Origin of the sequence: Pseudooceanicola nanhaiensis (assembly GCF_020171315.1) — a bacterium.
GTDB lineage: Bacteria > Pseudomonadota > Alphaproteobacteria > Rhodobacterales > Rhodobacteraceae > Pseudooceanicola > Pseudooceanicola nanhaiensis_A.
Map to the genome: position 1 here is coordinate 1 of NZ_JAIUZP010000002.1, position 13561 is coordinate 13561.

At 65.8% G+C, this 13561-nt stretch carries 15 protein-coding genes, 1 tRNA gene and 1 pseudogene; 8 read left to right on the forward strand and 9 right to left on the reverse strand.

Features of this window, described 5'->3' with window-relative positions; genetic code table 11:
- Nucleotides 1-37: 37 nt before the first annotated feature.
- Complete coding sequence (locus LCM32_RS04590; RefSeq protein WP_224819898.1) at nt 38-1528, reverse strand: calcium-binding protein; 1491 nt, start codon at nt 1526-1528, stop codon at nt 38-40.
- 298 nt (nt 1529-1826) lie between these two features.
- Here LCM32_RS04590 and LCM32_RS04595 point away from each other — a divergent pair, with 298 nt between their 5' ends.
- The gene (locus LCM32_RS04595; RefSeq protein WP_224819899.1) at nt 1827-3368 is read left to right on the forward strand and encodes a calcium-binding protein; all 1542 of its coding nucleotides are present in this window, start codon (nt 1827-1829) and stop codon (nt 3366-3368) included.
- Nucleotides 3369-3881: 513 nt separating this feature from the next.
- On the opposite strand, the gene LCM32_RS04600 is transcribed toward LCM32_RS04595, so the two are convergent.
- A tRNA-Tyr gene (locus LCM32_RS04600) sits at nt 3882-3965 on the reverse strand.
- A gap of 199 nt (nt 3966-4164) precedes the next feature.
- Between LCM32_RS04600 and rlmB the strand changes: the two genes are divergently transcribed.
- Together rlmB and LCM32_RS04610 are read left to right on the forward strand one after the other, a co-directional pair.
- Complete coding sequence (rlmB, locus tag LCM32_RS04605; protein ID WP_224819900.1) at nt 4165-4941, forward strand: 23S rRNA (guanosine(2251)-2'-O)-methyltransferase RlmB; 777 nt, start codon at nt 4165-4167, stop codon at nt 4939-4941.
- 556 nt (nt 4942-5497) lie between these two features.
- Nucleotides 5498-5971, forward strand: coding sequence for a CoA-binding protein (locus LCM32_RS04610; RefSeq protein ID WP_224819901.1), 474 nt, complete (start codon nt 5498-5500; stop codon nt 5969-5971).
- A gap of 59 nt (nt 5972-6030) precedes the next feature.
- Here the strand turns inward: LCM32_RS04610 and LCM32_RS04615 are convergent, their stop codons facing one another.
- The 3 genes from LCM32_RS04615 to LCM32_RS04625 are packed head-to-tail and all read right to left on the reverse strand — an operon-like array spanning nt 6031 to nt 7653.
- Entirely contained in the window at nt 6031-6348 is a 318-nt protein-coding gene (locus LCM32_RS04615) for a phosphoribosyl-ATP diphosphatase (RefSeq protein ID WP_224819902.1), read from the reverse strand.
- Nucleotides 6345-7106 carry an imidazole glycerol phosphate synthase subunit HisF gene (hisF, locus tag LCM32_RS04620; protein ID WP_224819903.1) on the reverse strand — a complete coding sequence of 254 codons (762 nt, stop codon included), beginning with the start codon at nt 7104-7106 and terminating at the stop codon, nt 6345-6347. Before hisF ends, LCM32_RS04615 begins: the two co-directional genes overlap by 4 nt.
- 58 nt (nt 7107-7164) lie before the next feature.
- Complete coding sequence (locus LCM32_RS04625; RefSeq protein ID WP_224819904.1) at nt 7165-7653, reverse strand: DUF2867 domain-containing protein; 489 nt, start codon at nt 7651-7653, stop codon at nt 7165-7167.
- A gap of 233 nt (nt 7654-7886) precedes the next feature.
- On the opposite strand from LCM32_RS04625, the gene LCM32_RS04630 reads away from it, so the two are divergent.
- Nucleotides 7887-8282, forward strand: coding sequence for a hypothetical protein (locus LCM32_RS04630; protein WP_224819905.1), 396 nt, complete (start codon nt 7887-7889; stop codon nt 8280-8282).
- A gap of 119 nt (nt 8283-8401) precedes the next feature.
- Here the strand turns inward: LCM32_RS04630 and hisA are convergent, their stop codons facing one another.
- Nucleotides 8402-9124, reverse strand: a complete 723-nt coding sequence (gene hisA / locus LCM32_RS04635) for a 1-(5-phosphoribosyl)-5-[(5-phosphoribosylamino)methylideneamino]imidazole-4-carboxamide isomerase (protein ID WP_224819959.1) — start codon at nt 9122-9124, stop codon at nt 8402-8404.
- 156 nt (nt 9125-9280) lie between these two features.
- Here hisA and LCM32_RS04640 point away from each other — a divergent pair, with 156 nt between their 5' ends.
- Nucleotides 9281-9655 carry a DUF2147 domain-containing protein gene (locus LCM32_RS04640; RefSeq protein WP_412070665.1) on the forward strand — a complete coding sequence of 125 codons (375 nt, stop codon included), beginning with the start codon at nt 9281-9283 and terminating at the stop codon, nt 9653-9655.
- A gap of 105 nt (nt 9656-9760) precedes the next feature.
- Here LCM32_RS04640 and hisH read toward each other — a convergent pair whose 3' ends face one another.
- From hisH to LCM32_RS04655, 3 genes are all read right to left on the reverse strand, one after another.
- A complete protein-coding gene (gene hisH / locus LCM32_RS04645; RefSeq protein WP_224819907.1) occupies nt 9761-10399 on the reverse strand; it encodes an imidazole glycerol phosphate synthase subunit HisH in 639 nt (212 codons plus the stop codon).
- A 3-nt stretch (nt 10400-10402) separates the two neighbouring features.
- Nucleotides 10403-10990: an imidazoleglycerol-phosphate dehydratase HisB gene (hisB, locus tag LCM32_RS04650; RefSeq protein WP_224819908.1), complete on the reverse strand. Its 588-nt coding sequence runs from the start codon at nt 10988-10990 to the stop codon at nt 10403-10405.
- A 199-nt stretch (nt 10991-11189) separates the two neighbouring features.
- Nucleotides 11190-12011, reverse strand: a complete 822-nt coding sequence (locus LCM32_RS04655; RefSeq protein ID WP_224819909.1) for a sensor histidine kinase — start codon at nt 12009-12011, stop codon at nt 11190-11192.
- A 245-nt stretch (nt 12012-12256) separates the two neighbouring features.
- Here LCM32_RS04655 and LCM32_RS22140 point away from each other — a divergent pair.
- The 3 genes and pseudogenes from LCM32_RS22140 to LCM32_RS04670 all read left to right on the forward strand — a co-directional run.
- Nucleotides 12257-12610: pseudogene (locus LCM32_RS22140) on the forward strand (response regulator); the annotation flags it as partial.
- 76 nt (nt 12611-12686) lie between these two features.
- Entirely contained in the window at nt 12687-12941 is a 255-nt protein-coding gene (locus tag LCM32_RS04665; RefSeq protein ID WP_224819962.1) for a hypothetical protein, read from the forward strand.
- Complete coding sequence (locus LCM32_RS04670; RefSeq protein WP_224819910.1) at nt 12938-13546, forward strand: response regulator; 609 nt, start codon at nt 12938-12940, stop codon at nt 13544-13546. The genes LCM32_RS04665 and LCM32_RS04670 overlap by 4 nt, the downstream gene beginning before the upstream one ends.
- Nucleotides 13547-13561: the final 15 nt, after the last annotated feature.

Consider the following 13561-nt stretch of genomic DNA (forward strand, 5'->3'; position numbering starts at 1 on the left):
GGCGCGCGCGGATGCAGTATCCGCGCGCGCCACGCGATCAGAGCAGGAAATCTGCTTCGGTCAGGCCAACGGTGCCTAGAAGATCAATCCGCATGTCGCTGGCGCCGTCGCCGTCAATATCGACGCGCACGATGGTGTTGCCAGCAGCTTGTTCGGAGGTGCGGATCGACGGGCCAGTTCCCGGGAAGCTCCCCAGCAGGACGATGTCGAAGGTGCCATCAATCACGCCGGACAGGTTCAGAAGATCCTCGCCCACTGTGAAGTCCAGGATCTGGTCGGGGGTTGCATTTGTGCTGACAGCCGCCCGGTTGAAGACGAAGACGTCAAGTCCTTCGCCACCCGTCATCTCATCCGTGCCCAACCCGCCGTTCAGGGTGTCGTTTCCATCATCGCCTTTCAGCGTGTCCGAGCCACGCCCGCCTTGCAGGAGGTCGTCGCCGTCCCCGCCATTGAGCGTGTCCGATCCGACCCGGCCCATCAGCACGTCGTCGCCGGCGTCGCCGTTCAGCTTGTCATTGCCGCGCCCGCCATCGAGCGTGTCCTGGCCCAGCCCGCCGTCGATCGTGTCGACGCTGCCGTCGCCCGAAAGCATGTTGTCGCCGGCGTTGCCAATCAGGAGGTTCTTGGACTTGTTCCCGCCGCCGTCGATATCCTCGGATCCCAGAAGCGTCAGGTTCTCTATGTTGTCGCTAAGAGTGAAACTGACGACGCTCTGCACCGTGTCCAGACCTTCGTCGTCCAGTTCGGACAGCGACATCGCTGAATCATCGACGATGAAGGTGTCGTCGCCCGCCCCGCCAAACACTGTGCCTTGCACGATGCCGCCGCGCCCGTCGAATACGTCGTTGCCCTCGTCGAGGGTGACGTCCCCGACAATCTCGCCGGAGTTGAGGATCGTGTCGGCCCCGAACGACCCTTGCACGGCGACGAGGTTGCCGCCGGTGATCAGCCCGGTGTTGATCAATGTATTGTCGTCTCCGGAGAAGCGGACCCCGGTCCTGGTCGCTGAGACCGTTCCGGAGTTCACGATTGTCGCAGTTCCGGCCGCGTCGATGCCGACGGTCCCGGTGCTGCCATCGGTCTGGATGATGCCCGCATTGGACACGTATCCGCCCTGACCGTCGATCACGATCCCACGCGCCCCGAATATCTGCCCGGTGTTCGTCACGGACGCGGCGTCGCCTATGATCTGGACCCCCGCGTCTGACACCCCCCGGATGAACCCGGCGTTTGCGATCTTGTGATCGGCACCGAACAATTCGATCCCGTCGCTGCCGGCAATGATCGACCCACCTGCGTCGACTGTGATCTTATGGCCGCTCGATCCGCTGTCCGAGCTGACGCCGTCGGCGTCCTCACTAAAGATCGAGCCCTGTACGACGAGATTCACGTTGGACAGCGCTTGAAAGTCGAAGGCGTCTGCGAAGCCCGAATTCGACAAACGTCCGGTCTCGATCACCACCACCATGTCGCCGCTTGCCGCAACGTCGAATCCGTCAGAATCAATTCCAATAAATGTAAGTGTCATTGATAGCCTCCTGCTACCGTGCCAAAATCGACAGACCATCGTAGCCGGTTTGGTGTTCGCATTCTATCGGGTTGAAACGGGGGGGCTGATTGGGGCGGGAAGGACGTTTCCGCGCTTGGTGTCCTCCAATGGGAACCTCGTTGGAGTTGAGGGACGAGCAGGGGGCAGGTCATAGGGCCTGATCTCTGGCTCGTCCGGTCTCGGGTGGGCCATTCGACAACTCGGGGTTGAGAGCCGTTGAAGCGATGAAAAGTCCATGTTTTTATGACCAGAACTTTTCGCCAACGGGGGACGTGGCATGGCAATCATTGATGGAACGACTGACAGCGAGACGCTCAACGGCACTGTCGGTGATGACACGATCAACGGATTGGCCGGCGACGACACGATTTTCGGTGACGACGGAAATGACGAATACAATGGTGGGGATGGCGACGATCATTTCTACAATAGCGAAGGGGATGACACCTCCTATGGTGGGGCCGGTGCGGACTGGTTCCACTTCTCCCTCGAGAAGACGACGGTGCTCGACGCCGAAACCTTCGACGGTGGCGACGGTGACGATGTCCTCGACATCGACCTGAGTGCCGAAACAACCGCCTTCACCCTTGACACCCGCCCCGACGGCGATGGGTTCGGCACCGCTAGCTACGGGCTGCGCTTCACCGGCGTGGAGGAATATTCCATCCGCTCCGGGGCCGGGGATGACGTGATCTACATCGACAACGCCAAGCGGGCCGAGGTGCAGTCCGGCGACGGGAACGACTACGTCGAAGCGGGCAACAGCGCCCAATGGGAGAGCAATGGCGGCGCCCTTTGGTCGTCGAGTGCAACCGTGTTCAAGGGCGGTGGCGGCGACGACACGCTGGTGGGGGCGAATGGCGAGGATTCCCTCCTCGGGGGTAGCGACAACGATTCCCTCATCGGCGGGGGCGGCGACGACGTGCTGGAAGGCGGTGGTGGCGACGATGTCCTGCAGGGCGACAGCGGCAAGGATCTCCTCGTCGGCGACGGCGGCAACGACACGCTCTCCGGTGGTGGCGGTGGCGACCGGCTGATCGGTGGCCAAGGGGCCGATCTGCTCGATGGCGATAGCGGTCATGACACGCTGTTCGGCGGCGATGGCAACGATACGCTCTACGGGGGCGGCGGTAGTGACGAACTCTACGGTCAGAACGGCAGCGACGTCATGTTCGGGGGGCGCGGCAACGACACGCTGTGGGGAAGCGATGGCGGTGACCTTATGATGGGCAACAATGGTGCCGATGATTTCTATGGTCTCGCGGGAAAGGACACCATCAAAGGCGGTTCGGGCAATGATCGGATGTTTGGAGGGGATCAGGCGGACCAGTTGGAAGGCGGCGGCAATGCGGATACCATGTACGGTGAAGGTGGCGACGATATCCTCTACGGGGGGTCGGGCAATGACCTTATGGCGGGGTCCGACGGCAACGACACGCTCTATGGGGGCAACGGCGCGGACGTCCTCTTTGCCGTAGTCGGGGCGGATATCCTTTTCGGCGACGGCGGAAACGACAGATTCCATTTTGACCAGGGGATCCACACTGCGACCGGTGGCGGAGGCTATGACACTTTCACCTTCGTGTCCGATTCCGATACCGTGGTGATCACCGATTTCGACGCGGATAACCGGGAAAAGATTGATCTGCGCGTCGTGCCCAACGTTGTCGATTTTGCCGATATGCTGGCCAACCACCTGGTCGACGACGGCGGCAACGCCAAGATCGTCTACGGGACCATCTCTATCCTGCTGGAGGGTATATCGGTGTCCGAGATCGGTTTCGGTTTGGCCTATTCGGGTTCGGACTTCTACTTCTAGGAGGGGCAGGACGCATAGCCAGAACATGACGGTCGCGTTGGCCGCTATCGTGCTGTTCTGGGTATGAGCCCTGAGCCTAAGCCTGATAGTGGGAGACGGGTGCCAGCATCTTGTCCCTATCCTCGTGGACGCCATCTCCGTCACACGACCTGGGCCTGCATCCCGACAGTGATCGTCGTGGGTGCCGGCCTGAATGACTGAGCACTCCTGTGTGCTGGCTGCACCGTTCGCCGGGTTAGTTTCCAGCCTCTCCGCTAGCCCAGCGATCCGCACTGGCTTTGGTCCCTCTGGATGCACCCGGCATCTCACGGTTATGCCGAGACACTAGAGGCTGGGCCGGGGGGGGCGCTGCCACGCGACGGATCATGTGAAGGTGCCAGCCTGGCAGGCACGGTGATTCCGAGCCGCTCAACTGCGGGACACTCTGCCTGTAAGTCATTGATCTATAATAGGCAGATCGGCCCGATGCGCGGGGCGCTCATGCGCTGACTTGTAACGATTTTTCGGGGGAAGTGGTGGGCGACCCTGGAATCGAACCAGGCATGGGTCTCCCCGGCGGAGTTACAGTCCGCTGCCGCACCTTGCAGCTCGTCGCCCACATCCGTCAGCCGCCGTAGCGTGCCGCTGATGTGAGGGGGTGATTACAAGCGCGGTCGGGGGGCGTCAACAGGAAAATCCCGACTTTTTCGGTGCCGGTCCTAACGGCAAGCGACTTGCGCCTGCGGGCGGGCAATGTCACAGACATGAGACGGTGCAGAGGGCGCGGAAACCGCCCGGAACAGGAAAGATCGGCGCGATGAAAAAGCCCAAGTGGGTCATCGAGAAGGAGCAGGGCCGCAAGGCCGCCGCGGCAGAAACCGTCTGGCTGTTCGGCCTGCATGCGGTGCGCGATGCGCTCGAGAACCCCGCCCGCGAGAAACTGCGCCTGATGGTCACCAAGAACGCGGCCGACAAGCTGGCCGAGGCGATCGCCAAGGGCGGGATCGAGCCCGAGGTCGTCGACCCGCGCAAGTTCACCGCGCCCATCGATCCGCAGTCCGTTCACCAGGGGGCCGCGCTGGAGGTCAAGCCGCTCGACTGGGGCTCGCTGACGGACCGCTGCCTGGGCGACGGTCAGCGCCCGCCGCGCGTGGTGATGCTGGACCGGGTGACCGATCCGCACAACGTGGGCGCGATCCTGCGCTCGGCCGAGGTCTTCGGCGCCGTGGCCGTCGTGGCCCCGCGCCATCATTCCGCGCCCGAGACCGGCGCCCTGGCCAAGACCGCCAGCGGCGCCCTGGAACGCCAGCCCTACCTGCGGGTGCGCAACCTCTCCGACGCGATGGAGGAACTGCGCAAGATGGGCTACCTCCTGCTGGGTCTGGACGGCGAGGCGGAGCAGACCATCGAACAGGCCGTCGAGGGCCATCGCGACCGCCCCGTGGCGCTGGTGCTGGGGGCCGAAGGCCCGGGCCTGCGCCAGAAGACGCGCGAAACCTGCGATGCGCTGGTAAAGATCGAATTCGCTGGCAGCTTCGGGTCGCTCAACGTCTCCAACGCGGCGGCGGTGGCGCTCTACGCGGCCAAGGGCTGAGGCAGCCCGAGGGACGTTGATGCCCCGGACGTCGGGGCGCGATAAGGCCAGATTTGCGACCGCAGTAGGGGCTCCGGCTCGGTATGCAGGCCGGGCGCCTCTCTCATGAAATCGCGCCCGCTCGCGACAAGGCAGGCCGGGTGACGCCCGATGATCGCGTCGCAGGCGGGACGGCAGGGCAGGCGGTTTGGCCGATCATCAGGCCGGGCGCTCAGGCGCAATGCGACAACCGTCGGCCCAACCGGGCGGACGACCCCGGACGCCCCCGTCAACCGTTACATCCCGTTCACGTTTCCATGAGCGCCCCTTTTCTCGGCGCATGTGCCCCATATGTAACATCGCGAGACGTTGGTGCGGAACCCCAGCGTTTCCTTTCACTGTCCCTCGTTCCGTGACTGTGCCCGGGGTATCGACCCCGGGCCTTTTTTTGTCCGCCATCACGGACCCGCCAGAAACCCCTGCCACGTCAGCCGCTTGGACGGTCCGCGCCAATGTTGTGGGCGGGGCTGCAGGCTTTGCGCTTCCCAGCTGGCGGGCAGGGGGATAGCGTGGCGAAATGAGCGAGACCTATTCCGACGCAGAGCTGAAGACGATTCTGACCACGACGAAGACGGTTGCCGTCGTCGGCGTGTCAACCAATGCGGTGCGGCCCAGCTATTACGTGGCGCGCTATCTGAAGCTGAAGGGGTTCAAGGTGATCCCGGTGAACCCCGGCCATGCGGGGACCGAGATCTTCGGGGAACGCATCCGCGCGTCGATTGCGGAGATCGACGAGCCCGTGGACATGATCGACATCTTTCGCCGGTCGGAACATGTGCTGCCCATCGTCGAGGAGGCGCTGGAGGCGCTGCCGGGGCTCAAGACCGTCTGGATGCAGATCGGGGTCGAAAATGCCGAGGCCGCGGCCCTGGCCCGGGCGGCGGGCAAGGCGGTGATCATGAACCGCTGCCCCAAGATCGAGTACCAGCGGCTCTTTGGCGAGCTGCGCCTTGGCGGCTTCGCGACGGGCGTGATTTCCTCGAAACTCTGACGCCGCACGTCTGCGCCTGCGCCGTCCTGTACCGGCCCGGGGGCAGGGGCAGGGGCGGTTCAGCCCTTCGGGCGGGCCGCCTTCTCCGCGATGCCCGAGGTGCCCTCGCGCCGCGCCAACTCGCCATAGACATCGTCCAGCGTCACGTCGCGCGCGGCCAGCATCACCAGCAGGTGATAGAGCACGTCCGCCGCCTCGCTGGTCAGCCGGGCCTTGTCGCCCCTGGTCGCCTCGATGATCGCCTCGATGGCCTCTTCGCCGAACTTCTCGGCGCATTTCTCGGGGCCCTTGGCAAAGAGCTTGGCGGTCCAGGAGGTGTCCGGGTCCGCGCCCTTGCGGCTTTCGATGGTGGCGAAAAGCTCGTCCAGAACGCTCATGTCTGCCTCACGGGGATGCCCGCCGCGGCCATGTGGGCCTTGGCCTCGGCAATGGTGTAATCGCCGAAGTGGAAGATCGAGGCCGCCAGAACGGCAGAGGCGTGGCCCTCGGTGATCCCCTCGACGAGGTGGTCGAGGTTGCCGACGCCGCCCGAGGCGATGACCGGGATCGAGACCGCATCGGAAATCGCGCGCGTCAGCGGAATGTTGAAGCCCGCGCGGGTGCCGTCGCGGTCCATCGAGGTCAGCAGGATCTCTCCCGCGCCCTTCTCGGCCACGGTGCGGGCGAATTCGACGGCGTTGATGCCCGTGGGCTTGCGGCCGCCGTGGGTGAAGATCTCCCACCGGCCCGGCGCCACGGTCTTGGCGTCGATCGCCACCACGATGCACTGTGCGCCGAAGTGATCGGCGGCCTCGGCCACGACATTCGGGTTCGCCACGGCGGCAGAGTTGAAGCTGACCTTGTCGGCGCCGGCCAGCAGCAGGTTGCGCACGTCCTGCACGGTCCGCACGCCGCCGCCCACGGTCAGCGGCACATAGCAGCTTTCGGCGGTGCGGGTGACCACGTCGAACATGGTGCCGCGGTTTTCGTGGGTGGCGTGGATGTCGAGGAAGCAGATCTCGTCTGCACCCGCGGCGTCATAGGCCTTGGCAGCATCCACGGGGTCGCCCGCATCGCGCAGGTCCACGAAGTTCACGCCTTTCACCACGCGGCCATCGGCCACGTCGAGGCAGGGAATGATCCGGGTTTTGAGCATGGTCGTCCTTCGTCGCGTTGCCTCTCTCTAGGCCCTTGCCGCAGGAAGGGCAATCACCTCAGCGGGTGGCGGCAACGCGGGCAAGCGCATCGCGCACGATCAGCCTGTGAAACGGCATCACTGCCGCAAGATAGAGCCGCCCCAGCAGGTTGTTGCGTTGCACCCATGTCGCCATGTGAAGCCGCTCTCCCTCGCGCAGCAGGGCAATGCGAAAGTTGAGGTGGCTGTCATCGAAGCCCAGCAGGATCTCTCCCGCGGTGTCGTCGCCGCCGCGGTAGGTGATGGGGAAGGGCAGGCGGCCCTCGGCGTCCGGCGCGGCCCGGCGCAGGCCGAAGGGGCGCATCAGCGTGTTGCGCAGCGCCAGCAGGCGCCGGGCCCAGCCGGGCATGGCAAGGGCGGTGGCAAGGGCCTGATCCAGCGGCAGGGCGCTGGTCACCGCGTAGCCGTCGATGAAATCGCCGGGGCGCACATGGGACCAGAGGTGGCTTCGGGCGGGCAGCGGCTCCACCGCGACGTTGCGCAGGGCGGTGCAGGGCAGGGACGACATGGGCGGCCTCCTCGGACGGTGTCGGGCAGAGGGTCGGCGAGGGGGCGTTTTGGCGCAAGACGCCGCGGTGACGCAGGGTGGCAGGCATCGAGAACCCGTATGCTGCACGGCCCCTGCAATGGTCCCGGCATCTGCGCAGAGACCGGCCTCACCATCGGCGGAGCCTTGCCACGCAGGGCTCCCACGGGAACCGAGGCGCGTCTCAACGTGTTGGTGCGCAAAGGAGACACGTCATGAAACAGATACTGGCAAGCTCCCTCCTGGCCGTCATGGCCAACCCAGAATTGTCCGCCCTCGAACGCGTGAGGTCGGACCGGAGCGTCACGGCCACGACCGATTTGCTCGAAGACATCCTGCGCGAGGTCGGCGTGCCGCTCTCGGCCCGCGTCGATCACGAGGAAGGGGCCGTCTGGGGCGCCCAGTCCCTTGCCCGGGCTCAACTGCTGATCTTCGTGCCCCCCGGTGCCAAGGACAAGGTGCCGCTGCGCGTGCTGGTCTACGAGGACGAGACCGGGGAGGTCTGGCTGCGCTACGGCGAGATCGCCGAGGACAACTACCGCGCCGATCCGGAACTCTGCGCGGCCCAGATGGAAAGCGCCCTCGTGGCCATCGCCCGCGAAGCCGCTTGAGGGATGTTTGCAAACCGCCGAGGGGTTGTTTGCAAACTCTCTGCCCATAGCCCTGAACGACAAAGGCGCCCAGCTTGGGCGCCTTTATGGGTTTGCTCTGCTGTGCGTCTGTTCGGGGCTCAGCCCTTCAGGACGGCAAGCGCCTCGGCGAGGTCGATGGCCCCATCATAGAGGGCCCGGCCCGAGATTGCCCCGTTCAGCGCCGCGCCGCAGTCCTTCAGCGCCTGCAGGTCCGCGATGGAGGACACACCGCCCGAGGCGATGACCGGGATCGAGACCGCGTTGGCAAGCGCAGCCGTCGCCTCGACGTTGGGGCCCTGCATCGCGCCGTCCCGGTTGATGTCGGTGTAGATGATCGCCGCGACGCCTGCGTCCTCGAAGCTCTTGGCGAGGTCGGTCACCATGACGTCGGTCTCTTCCGCCCAGCCCCGGGTCGCGACCCGGCCATTGCGGGCGTCGATGCCGACGGCCACCTTGCCGGGGAAGGCCGCGGCTGCCTCGCGCACCAGCGCGGGGTTTTCCACTGCCACGGTCCCGAGGATCACGCGGGCGAGACCCTTGTCCAGCCAGGTCTCGATGGTCTTCATGTCGCGGATGCCACCGCCCAGCTGTGCGGGCACCTTGCACTCGCGCAGGATCGCCTCGACCGGGGCGGCGTTCACGGGCTCACCGGCAAAGGCGCCGTTCAGGTCCACGAGGTGCAGCCACTCGCAGCCCGCCTCGACAAAGGCCCGGGCCTGGGCCGCGGGATCGTCGTTGAAGACGGTCGCCTTCTCCATGTCGCCCTTGTAGAGCCGCACGGCATTGCCGTCCTTCAGGTCGATCGCGGGGTAGAGGATCATCTGCATCCCTTTCTTCTGGCCAGCGGGCCCTTCCGGCCGCGCGGGCGGTTTCGCATGACGTGACGGGATTTGCAACGCGGCCCTCGCAAGGCTTGCGCGGTCCCGGGGCCTCGCGGCAGGATCGCGGCACATGCAAGGGAGGAGCGCATGAGATACATGAAAACCGCACTGGCGGCGCTGGTGCTGACGGCCGGTGGTGCCCTGGCCGATCCGGTGGAGGGGATGTGGCAGACGCAGGTCGATGACGGGGCCTATGCCATCGTGCAGATCGCGCCCTGCGGCGCGGAAATCTGCGGGACCATTGCCCGCACGTTCCGGTCCGGCGGCGAGTACAAGAGCGACAATCTGGGCCGCAAGCTGGTCTGGGATATGGTGGCCAAGGGGGGCGGGGCCTATGGCAACGGCAAGATCTGGCAGCCGTCGACCGACAAGGTCTACCGCTCCAAGATGATGCTGAGCGGCGATACGCTGGCGGTCTCGGGCTGCGTGGGGCCGATCTGCAAGAAGCAGACCTGGACGCGGGTGAAATAGGCCCGGACGTTCTTCACCCGGCCTGCGGGGCGGGGCATGAAAAAGGGCGCCTGCGGGCGCCCTTATCTGTCTGCTCTAAGCCAGTCAGGCCTTAGCCACGGTCGCTCACGGGTTCCATTTCAGGAAGTTGGCGATCAGGCGCAGGCCCGTCGCCTGGCTTTTCTCCGGGTGGAACTGGGTGCCCACCATGTTGTCGCGCGCCACGATGGCCGTGACGTCCCCGCCGTAATCCACGTGGGCCAGAAGCTCTTCCTCGCGGCGCACGCGCATCTGGTAGGAGTGCACGAAATAGGCGTGCTGGCCGGTCTCGATGCCGGCCAGAACCGGGTGCGGCTTGTCCACGATCAGGTCGTTCCAGCCCATGTGCGGCACCTTCAGCGCGGGGTCGGCGGGCGTGATCTTTACCACTTCGCCGCCGATCCAGCCAAGGCCGGCGGTCGTCGCGTATTCACGGCCCAGCTCTGCCATCAGCTGCATGCCGACGCAGATGCCGAGGAAGGGGCGGCCCTTGCGCTCGACCGCTTCGCGCAGCGCGCCATATAGGTTCTCGCGGCCCTTGAGCGCCTGGCAGCAGGCTGGAAAGGCGCCGTCCCCCGGCAGCACGAGCCGATCGGCCCGCGCCACGTCCTCGGCGCGGGAGGAGACGAGGATCTCGCCGCCACCGGTTTCCGCCGCCATCCGCTGGAAGGCCTTCTCGGCCGAGTGCAGGTTGCCGCTTTCATAGTCGATCAGAACGGTCAGCATGGGTCAGAGCGTCCCCTTGGTCGAGGGCACCGCGTCGGATTTGCGCGGATCGGTCTCCACCGCCTCACGCAGGGCGCGGGCCACGGCCTTGAAGGCGGCCTCGGCGATGTGGTGGCTGTTGATCCCGTGCAGTTGGTCCACGTGCAGGGTGATCCCGCCGTGGGTCGAGAAGGCCTGGAAGAATTCGCGCACCAGTTCGGTGTCGAAGGTGCCGATCTTCGGCGTCGGCAGGTCGACGTTCCACACGAGGTAGGGCCGCGCGGAGAGATCCAGCGCGGCGCGCACCAGCGCGTCGTCCATCGGCAGCAGGCAGGCGCCATAGCGCTTGATTCCGCGCTTGTCGCCAAGCGCCTTGGCCAGCGCCTGCCCGAGGGCAATGCCGGTGTCCTCGACCGAGTGGTGATCGTCGATGTGCAGGTCGCCCTCGCAGGTGATCTCCATGTCGATCAGCGAATGCCGTGCCAGCTGGTCCAGCATGTGGTCGAAGAACCCGATCCCGGTGCGGTTGTCGTAAGAGCCTGTGCCGTCAAGGTTGATCCGGACGCGGATCTTCGTCTCGGCGGTGTCTCGGGAAATGTCTGCGCTGCGCATCTTGGCCTCTGTCTGGTGACGCGGCTCTTATAGGGCGCAGCGGGACGAAGGCCAAGCGGGCAGGCGGTTCCCTGTGTCGTGGGAGTGTACGGCTTCCCCGATTGCGGCAGAATGGCCGCGGTCTGCCGCCGGGCTCGAATACCCGACAGGCGCGGTGCCGCCCGTCAAGTCGCTCTAAGGTGCCGTTCGTTCGGCTGCTCTAATAGGTCGGCCCCGGCCTGATCCCGTGCCATTCCCTTTGCTGGGCAGAGTGATCCTGCTCCGTGGCGGCCTCCGGCGCGCTGCCGGGCAGGGTGAATGCCACGCAGGTGCCGCGGTCATGGCCTGTCTCCCGCAGTCCGATCGTACCGCCAAGCGCCGTGACCACCTTGCGCGCAAGGGCAAGCCCGACGCCGCTGCCTTCGCAGGTGTCCCGTGGCTTGAGGGTGGTCATGAGGTCGAACACCCGGTCCCGAAACTTCTCCGGGATGCCCGGCCCGTCGTCCATGACGCGGAGAGAGACCATCGGGCCCTCGGGCTCAGAGATCACCCAGATCTGCCCTGCCGCCTGATCATGGTGCTTGCCGCAGTTGCTGATCAGTGCGGTGAAGAGGCGAAGCAGATCGTTGCGCGGGCCATAGACCTGCGGCGCATCCAGCCAGAATTCGGTCCGCAGCCCCGTGGGCAACTCTGACATGGCCGTGGCCTCCTCCAGCAGGGGGGCAAGATCGTGCAAACCGGGCGGGTCAGACAGGCGCCCCACGCGCGAAAACTCCCGCAGGTCGAGCAGCATCTGGTCGCCCCGGCGCGCCTGCGTCGTCAGCATCTCGATATGTGGCATCACGATTTGCAGCGCTTCCGGCGCGCTCTTTTCCAGATCCTCGCAGATCCAGTCGGGGATCACCTTCATGGCGCGGAAGCAAGCCCGGAGGTCATGGGTGACATGGTAAATGAAATCCTCAAGCTGAGCGTCTGCCTGCCGCGGGGCCTGTCCGCGGTCGTCCGTGTGGCCTTCGCCCGGTTCGGAGGACGCGGAGACCATTCCCTTGCTCCTTTCTCTATTCCTGCCCCGGCGCGCGGTGCGACGGGAATGCGGGCTGCGCTCTTCGCGGCGCGAGGGCCCGTGGCATAGACTGCCGTCGAGGGGTTAACGGGGGCATAAACGGGGCAGGGCAAGCGCGTCGGATTTGATCTAAAGGCGAAAGATTTGCCGGGCGGGCGTTAAGGCTCCACTCATGGAATTGGGGGCAGTCTCTGCAGCGAATGATGGTTCGAAGGAGCTTCCGCATGTCTCATCAGCCTTCGCTTTCCGATCGGCCGGGGCCCTTGTCCCCTGCGATCGCTGCCCGCCTGCACCAGCCGGGTGTGCCGACCCGGCCCATAGAAATCCTCGTCCTCGACGATTCGGAGTTCGATGCCCGCGCGTTGGAACGGACCTTCGAGAAGACGCATCTGCCGATCTCCGTCACCACCGCGGACACGCTCGACGCGTTTCGCATGGCCTTGGCGGAGCGGATCTATGACATCGTCTTCATCGACTACCTCCTGCCCGAGGGGGACGGCCTCGACGCGACGGAGATCCTGCGCGACAGCGGGCTGAACGCCGATGCGCCCGCCGTGATGATCACCAACGACGCGCGCTATGATGTCGCCGTGGCCGCGATCCGGAACGGTTGTCTCGACTACATCGCGAAATCCGTTCTGGAGCCGGGGGGGCGTGAAGGACATCGTCCTGCAGGCCCTGCGCAAGAGGCGCGACCGGGCCGAGGCGCCCGTGCCGCAGGACGACATGATTTCCATCATCCGGGAGGTTCTGCGCGAGGAGATTTCTGCGTCGAGCGCCGGTCAGGACGAGGGCCTGTTGATCCGCACGCTGGCGGCGCACGGGGTGATCCCGGCTGCCGCGGCGAGCGTGGACTGGGATGACCTGCTGACGGACGACAACCAGACCTTCGTGTTCCGGACCCAATGACAGACCCGCTGACAGGGGCCGGGGATGCCGCGGATGGACCCGCGGCCGGGACGGCGCCGCCGCTGCGCGTGATCGTCGTGGATGACAGTCGCATCGACCGTATCGTGCTGCGCAGAATGGTCGAAAAGGCCCTGCCGGGGGCCGAGATTTCGGAGTGCGAAACGCTGGAGGCCGCACGGAACTGTCTGGCCGCGACGGGCGCCGACCTCGTCCTGGCGGATGACCTCCTGCCCGATGGCCGGGGGCGCGCCTTTCTCGAGGAACTCGACCCGGCGACGCCGCGCCTGCTGGTGAGTGGCGTCAGCTCTCACGCGCCCGAGGGTGCGCGGTTCGTGGGCAAGGAGGACCTTGGGAGCGATCTGCTGACCCTCAGCCTGTCAGAGGCCCGCGCCCTCGCGGAGGCCCGTGGTCGGGCCCGACCCGCCGGCGACGCGCTGGGCGAGGCGCTCCGAGAGGGGTTGGCGCAGACGCTGACGCGCGCGCTGCGCATGCTCCGCTCCAGCCGGCTGACGGATGCGGCCGTGTCCGAGGCGGATCGGCGCGAACGGCTGATCCAGATCGAGGCTCTGTTGCTGGCAGCACGGGATGCGCTGACGCCCGGTTGAGGGGGGGCGCCGGGT

Bases quoted from the DNA above. Each gene is read 5' to 3' on its own strand.
- rlmB (WP_224819900.1), top strand. From the start codon at position 4,165: ATGAAAAAGCCCAAGTGGGTCATCGAGAAGGAGCAGGGCCGCAAGGCC.
- LCM32_RS04655 (WP_224819909.1), bottom strand. From the start codon at position 12,011: ATGGTCTCCGCGTCCTCCGAACCGGGCGAAGGCCACACGGACGACCGC.
- LCM32_RS04625 (WP_224819904.1), bottom strand. From the start codon at position 7,653: ATGTCGTCCCTGCCCTGCACCGCCCTGCGCAACGTCGCGGTGGAGCCG.
- hisF (WP_224819903.1), bottom strand. From the start codon at position 7,106: ATGCTCAAAACCCGGATCATTCCCTGCCTCGACGTGGCCGATGGCCGC.
- LCM32_RS04670 (WP_224819910.1), top strand. From the start codon at position 12,938: ATGACAGACCCGCTGACAGGGGCCGGGGATGCCGCGGATGGACCCGCG.
- LCM32_RS04610 (WP_224819901.1), top strand. From the start codon at position 5,498: ATGAGCGAGACCTATTCCGACGCAGAGCTGAAGACGATTCTGACCACG.
- hisH (WP_224819907.1), bottom strand. From the start codon at position 10,399: ATGCTGACCGTTCTGATCGACTATGAAAGCGGCAACCTGCACTCGGCC.
- LCM32_RS04595 (WP_224819899.1), top strand. From the start codon at position 1,827: ATGGCAATCATTGATGGAACGACTGACAGCGAGACGCTCAACGGCACT.
- hisB (WP_224819908.1), bottom strand. From the start codon at position 10,990: ATGCGCAGCGCAGACATTTCCCGAGACACCGCCGAGACGAAGATCCGC.
- LCM32_RS04640 (WP_412070665.1), top strand. From the start codon at position 9,281: ATGAAAACCGCACTGGCGGCGCTGGTGCTGACGGCCGGTGGTGCCCTG.
- hisA (WP_224819959.1), bottom strand. From the start codon at position 9,124: ATGATCCTCTACCCCGCGATCGACCTGAAGGACGGCAATGCCGTGCGG.
- LCM32_RS04630 (WP_224819905.1), top strand. From the start codon at position 7,887: ATGAAACAGATACTGGCAAGCTCCCTCCTGGCCGTCATGGCCAACCCA.
- LCM32_RS04615 (WP_224819902.1), bottom strand. From the start codon at position 6,348: ATGAGCGTTCTGGACGAGCTTTTCGCCACCATCGAAAGCCGCAAGGGC.
- LCM32_RS04590 (WP_224819898.1), bottom strand. From the start codon at position 1,528: ATGACACTTACATTTATTGGAATTGATTCTGACGGATTCGACGTTGCG.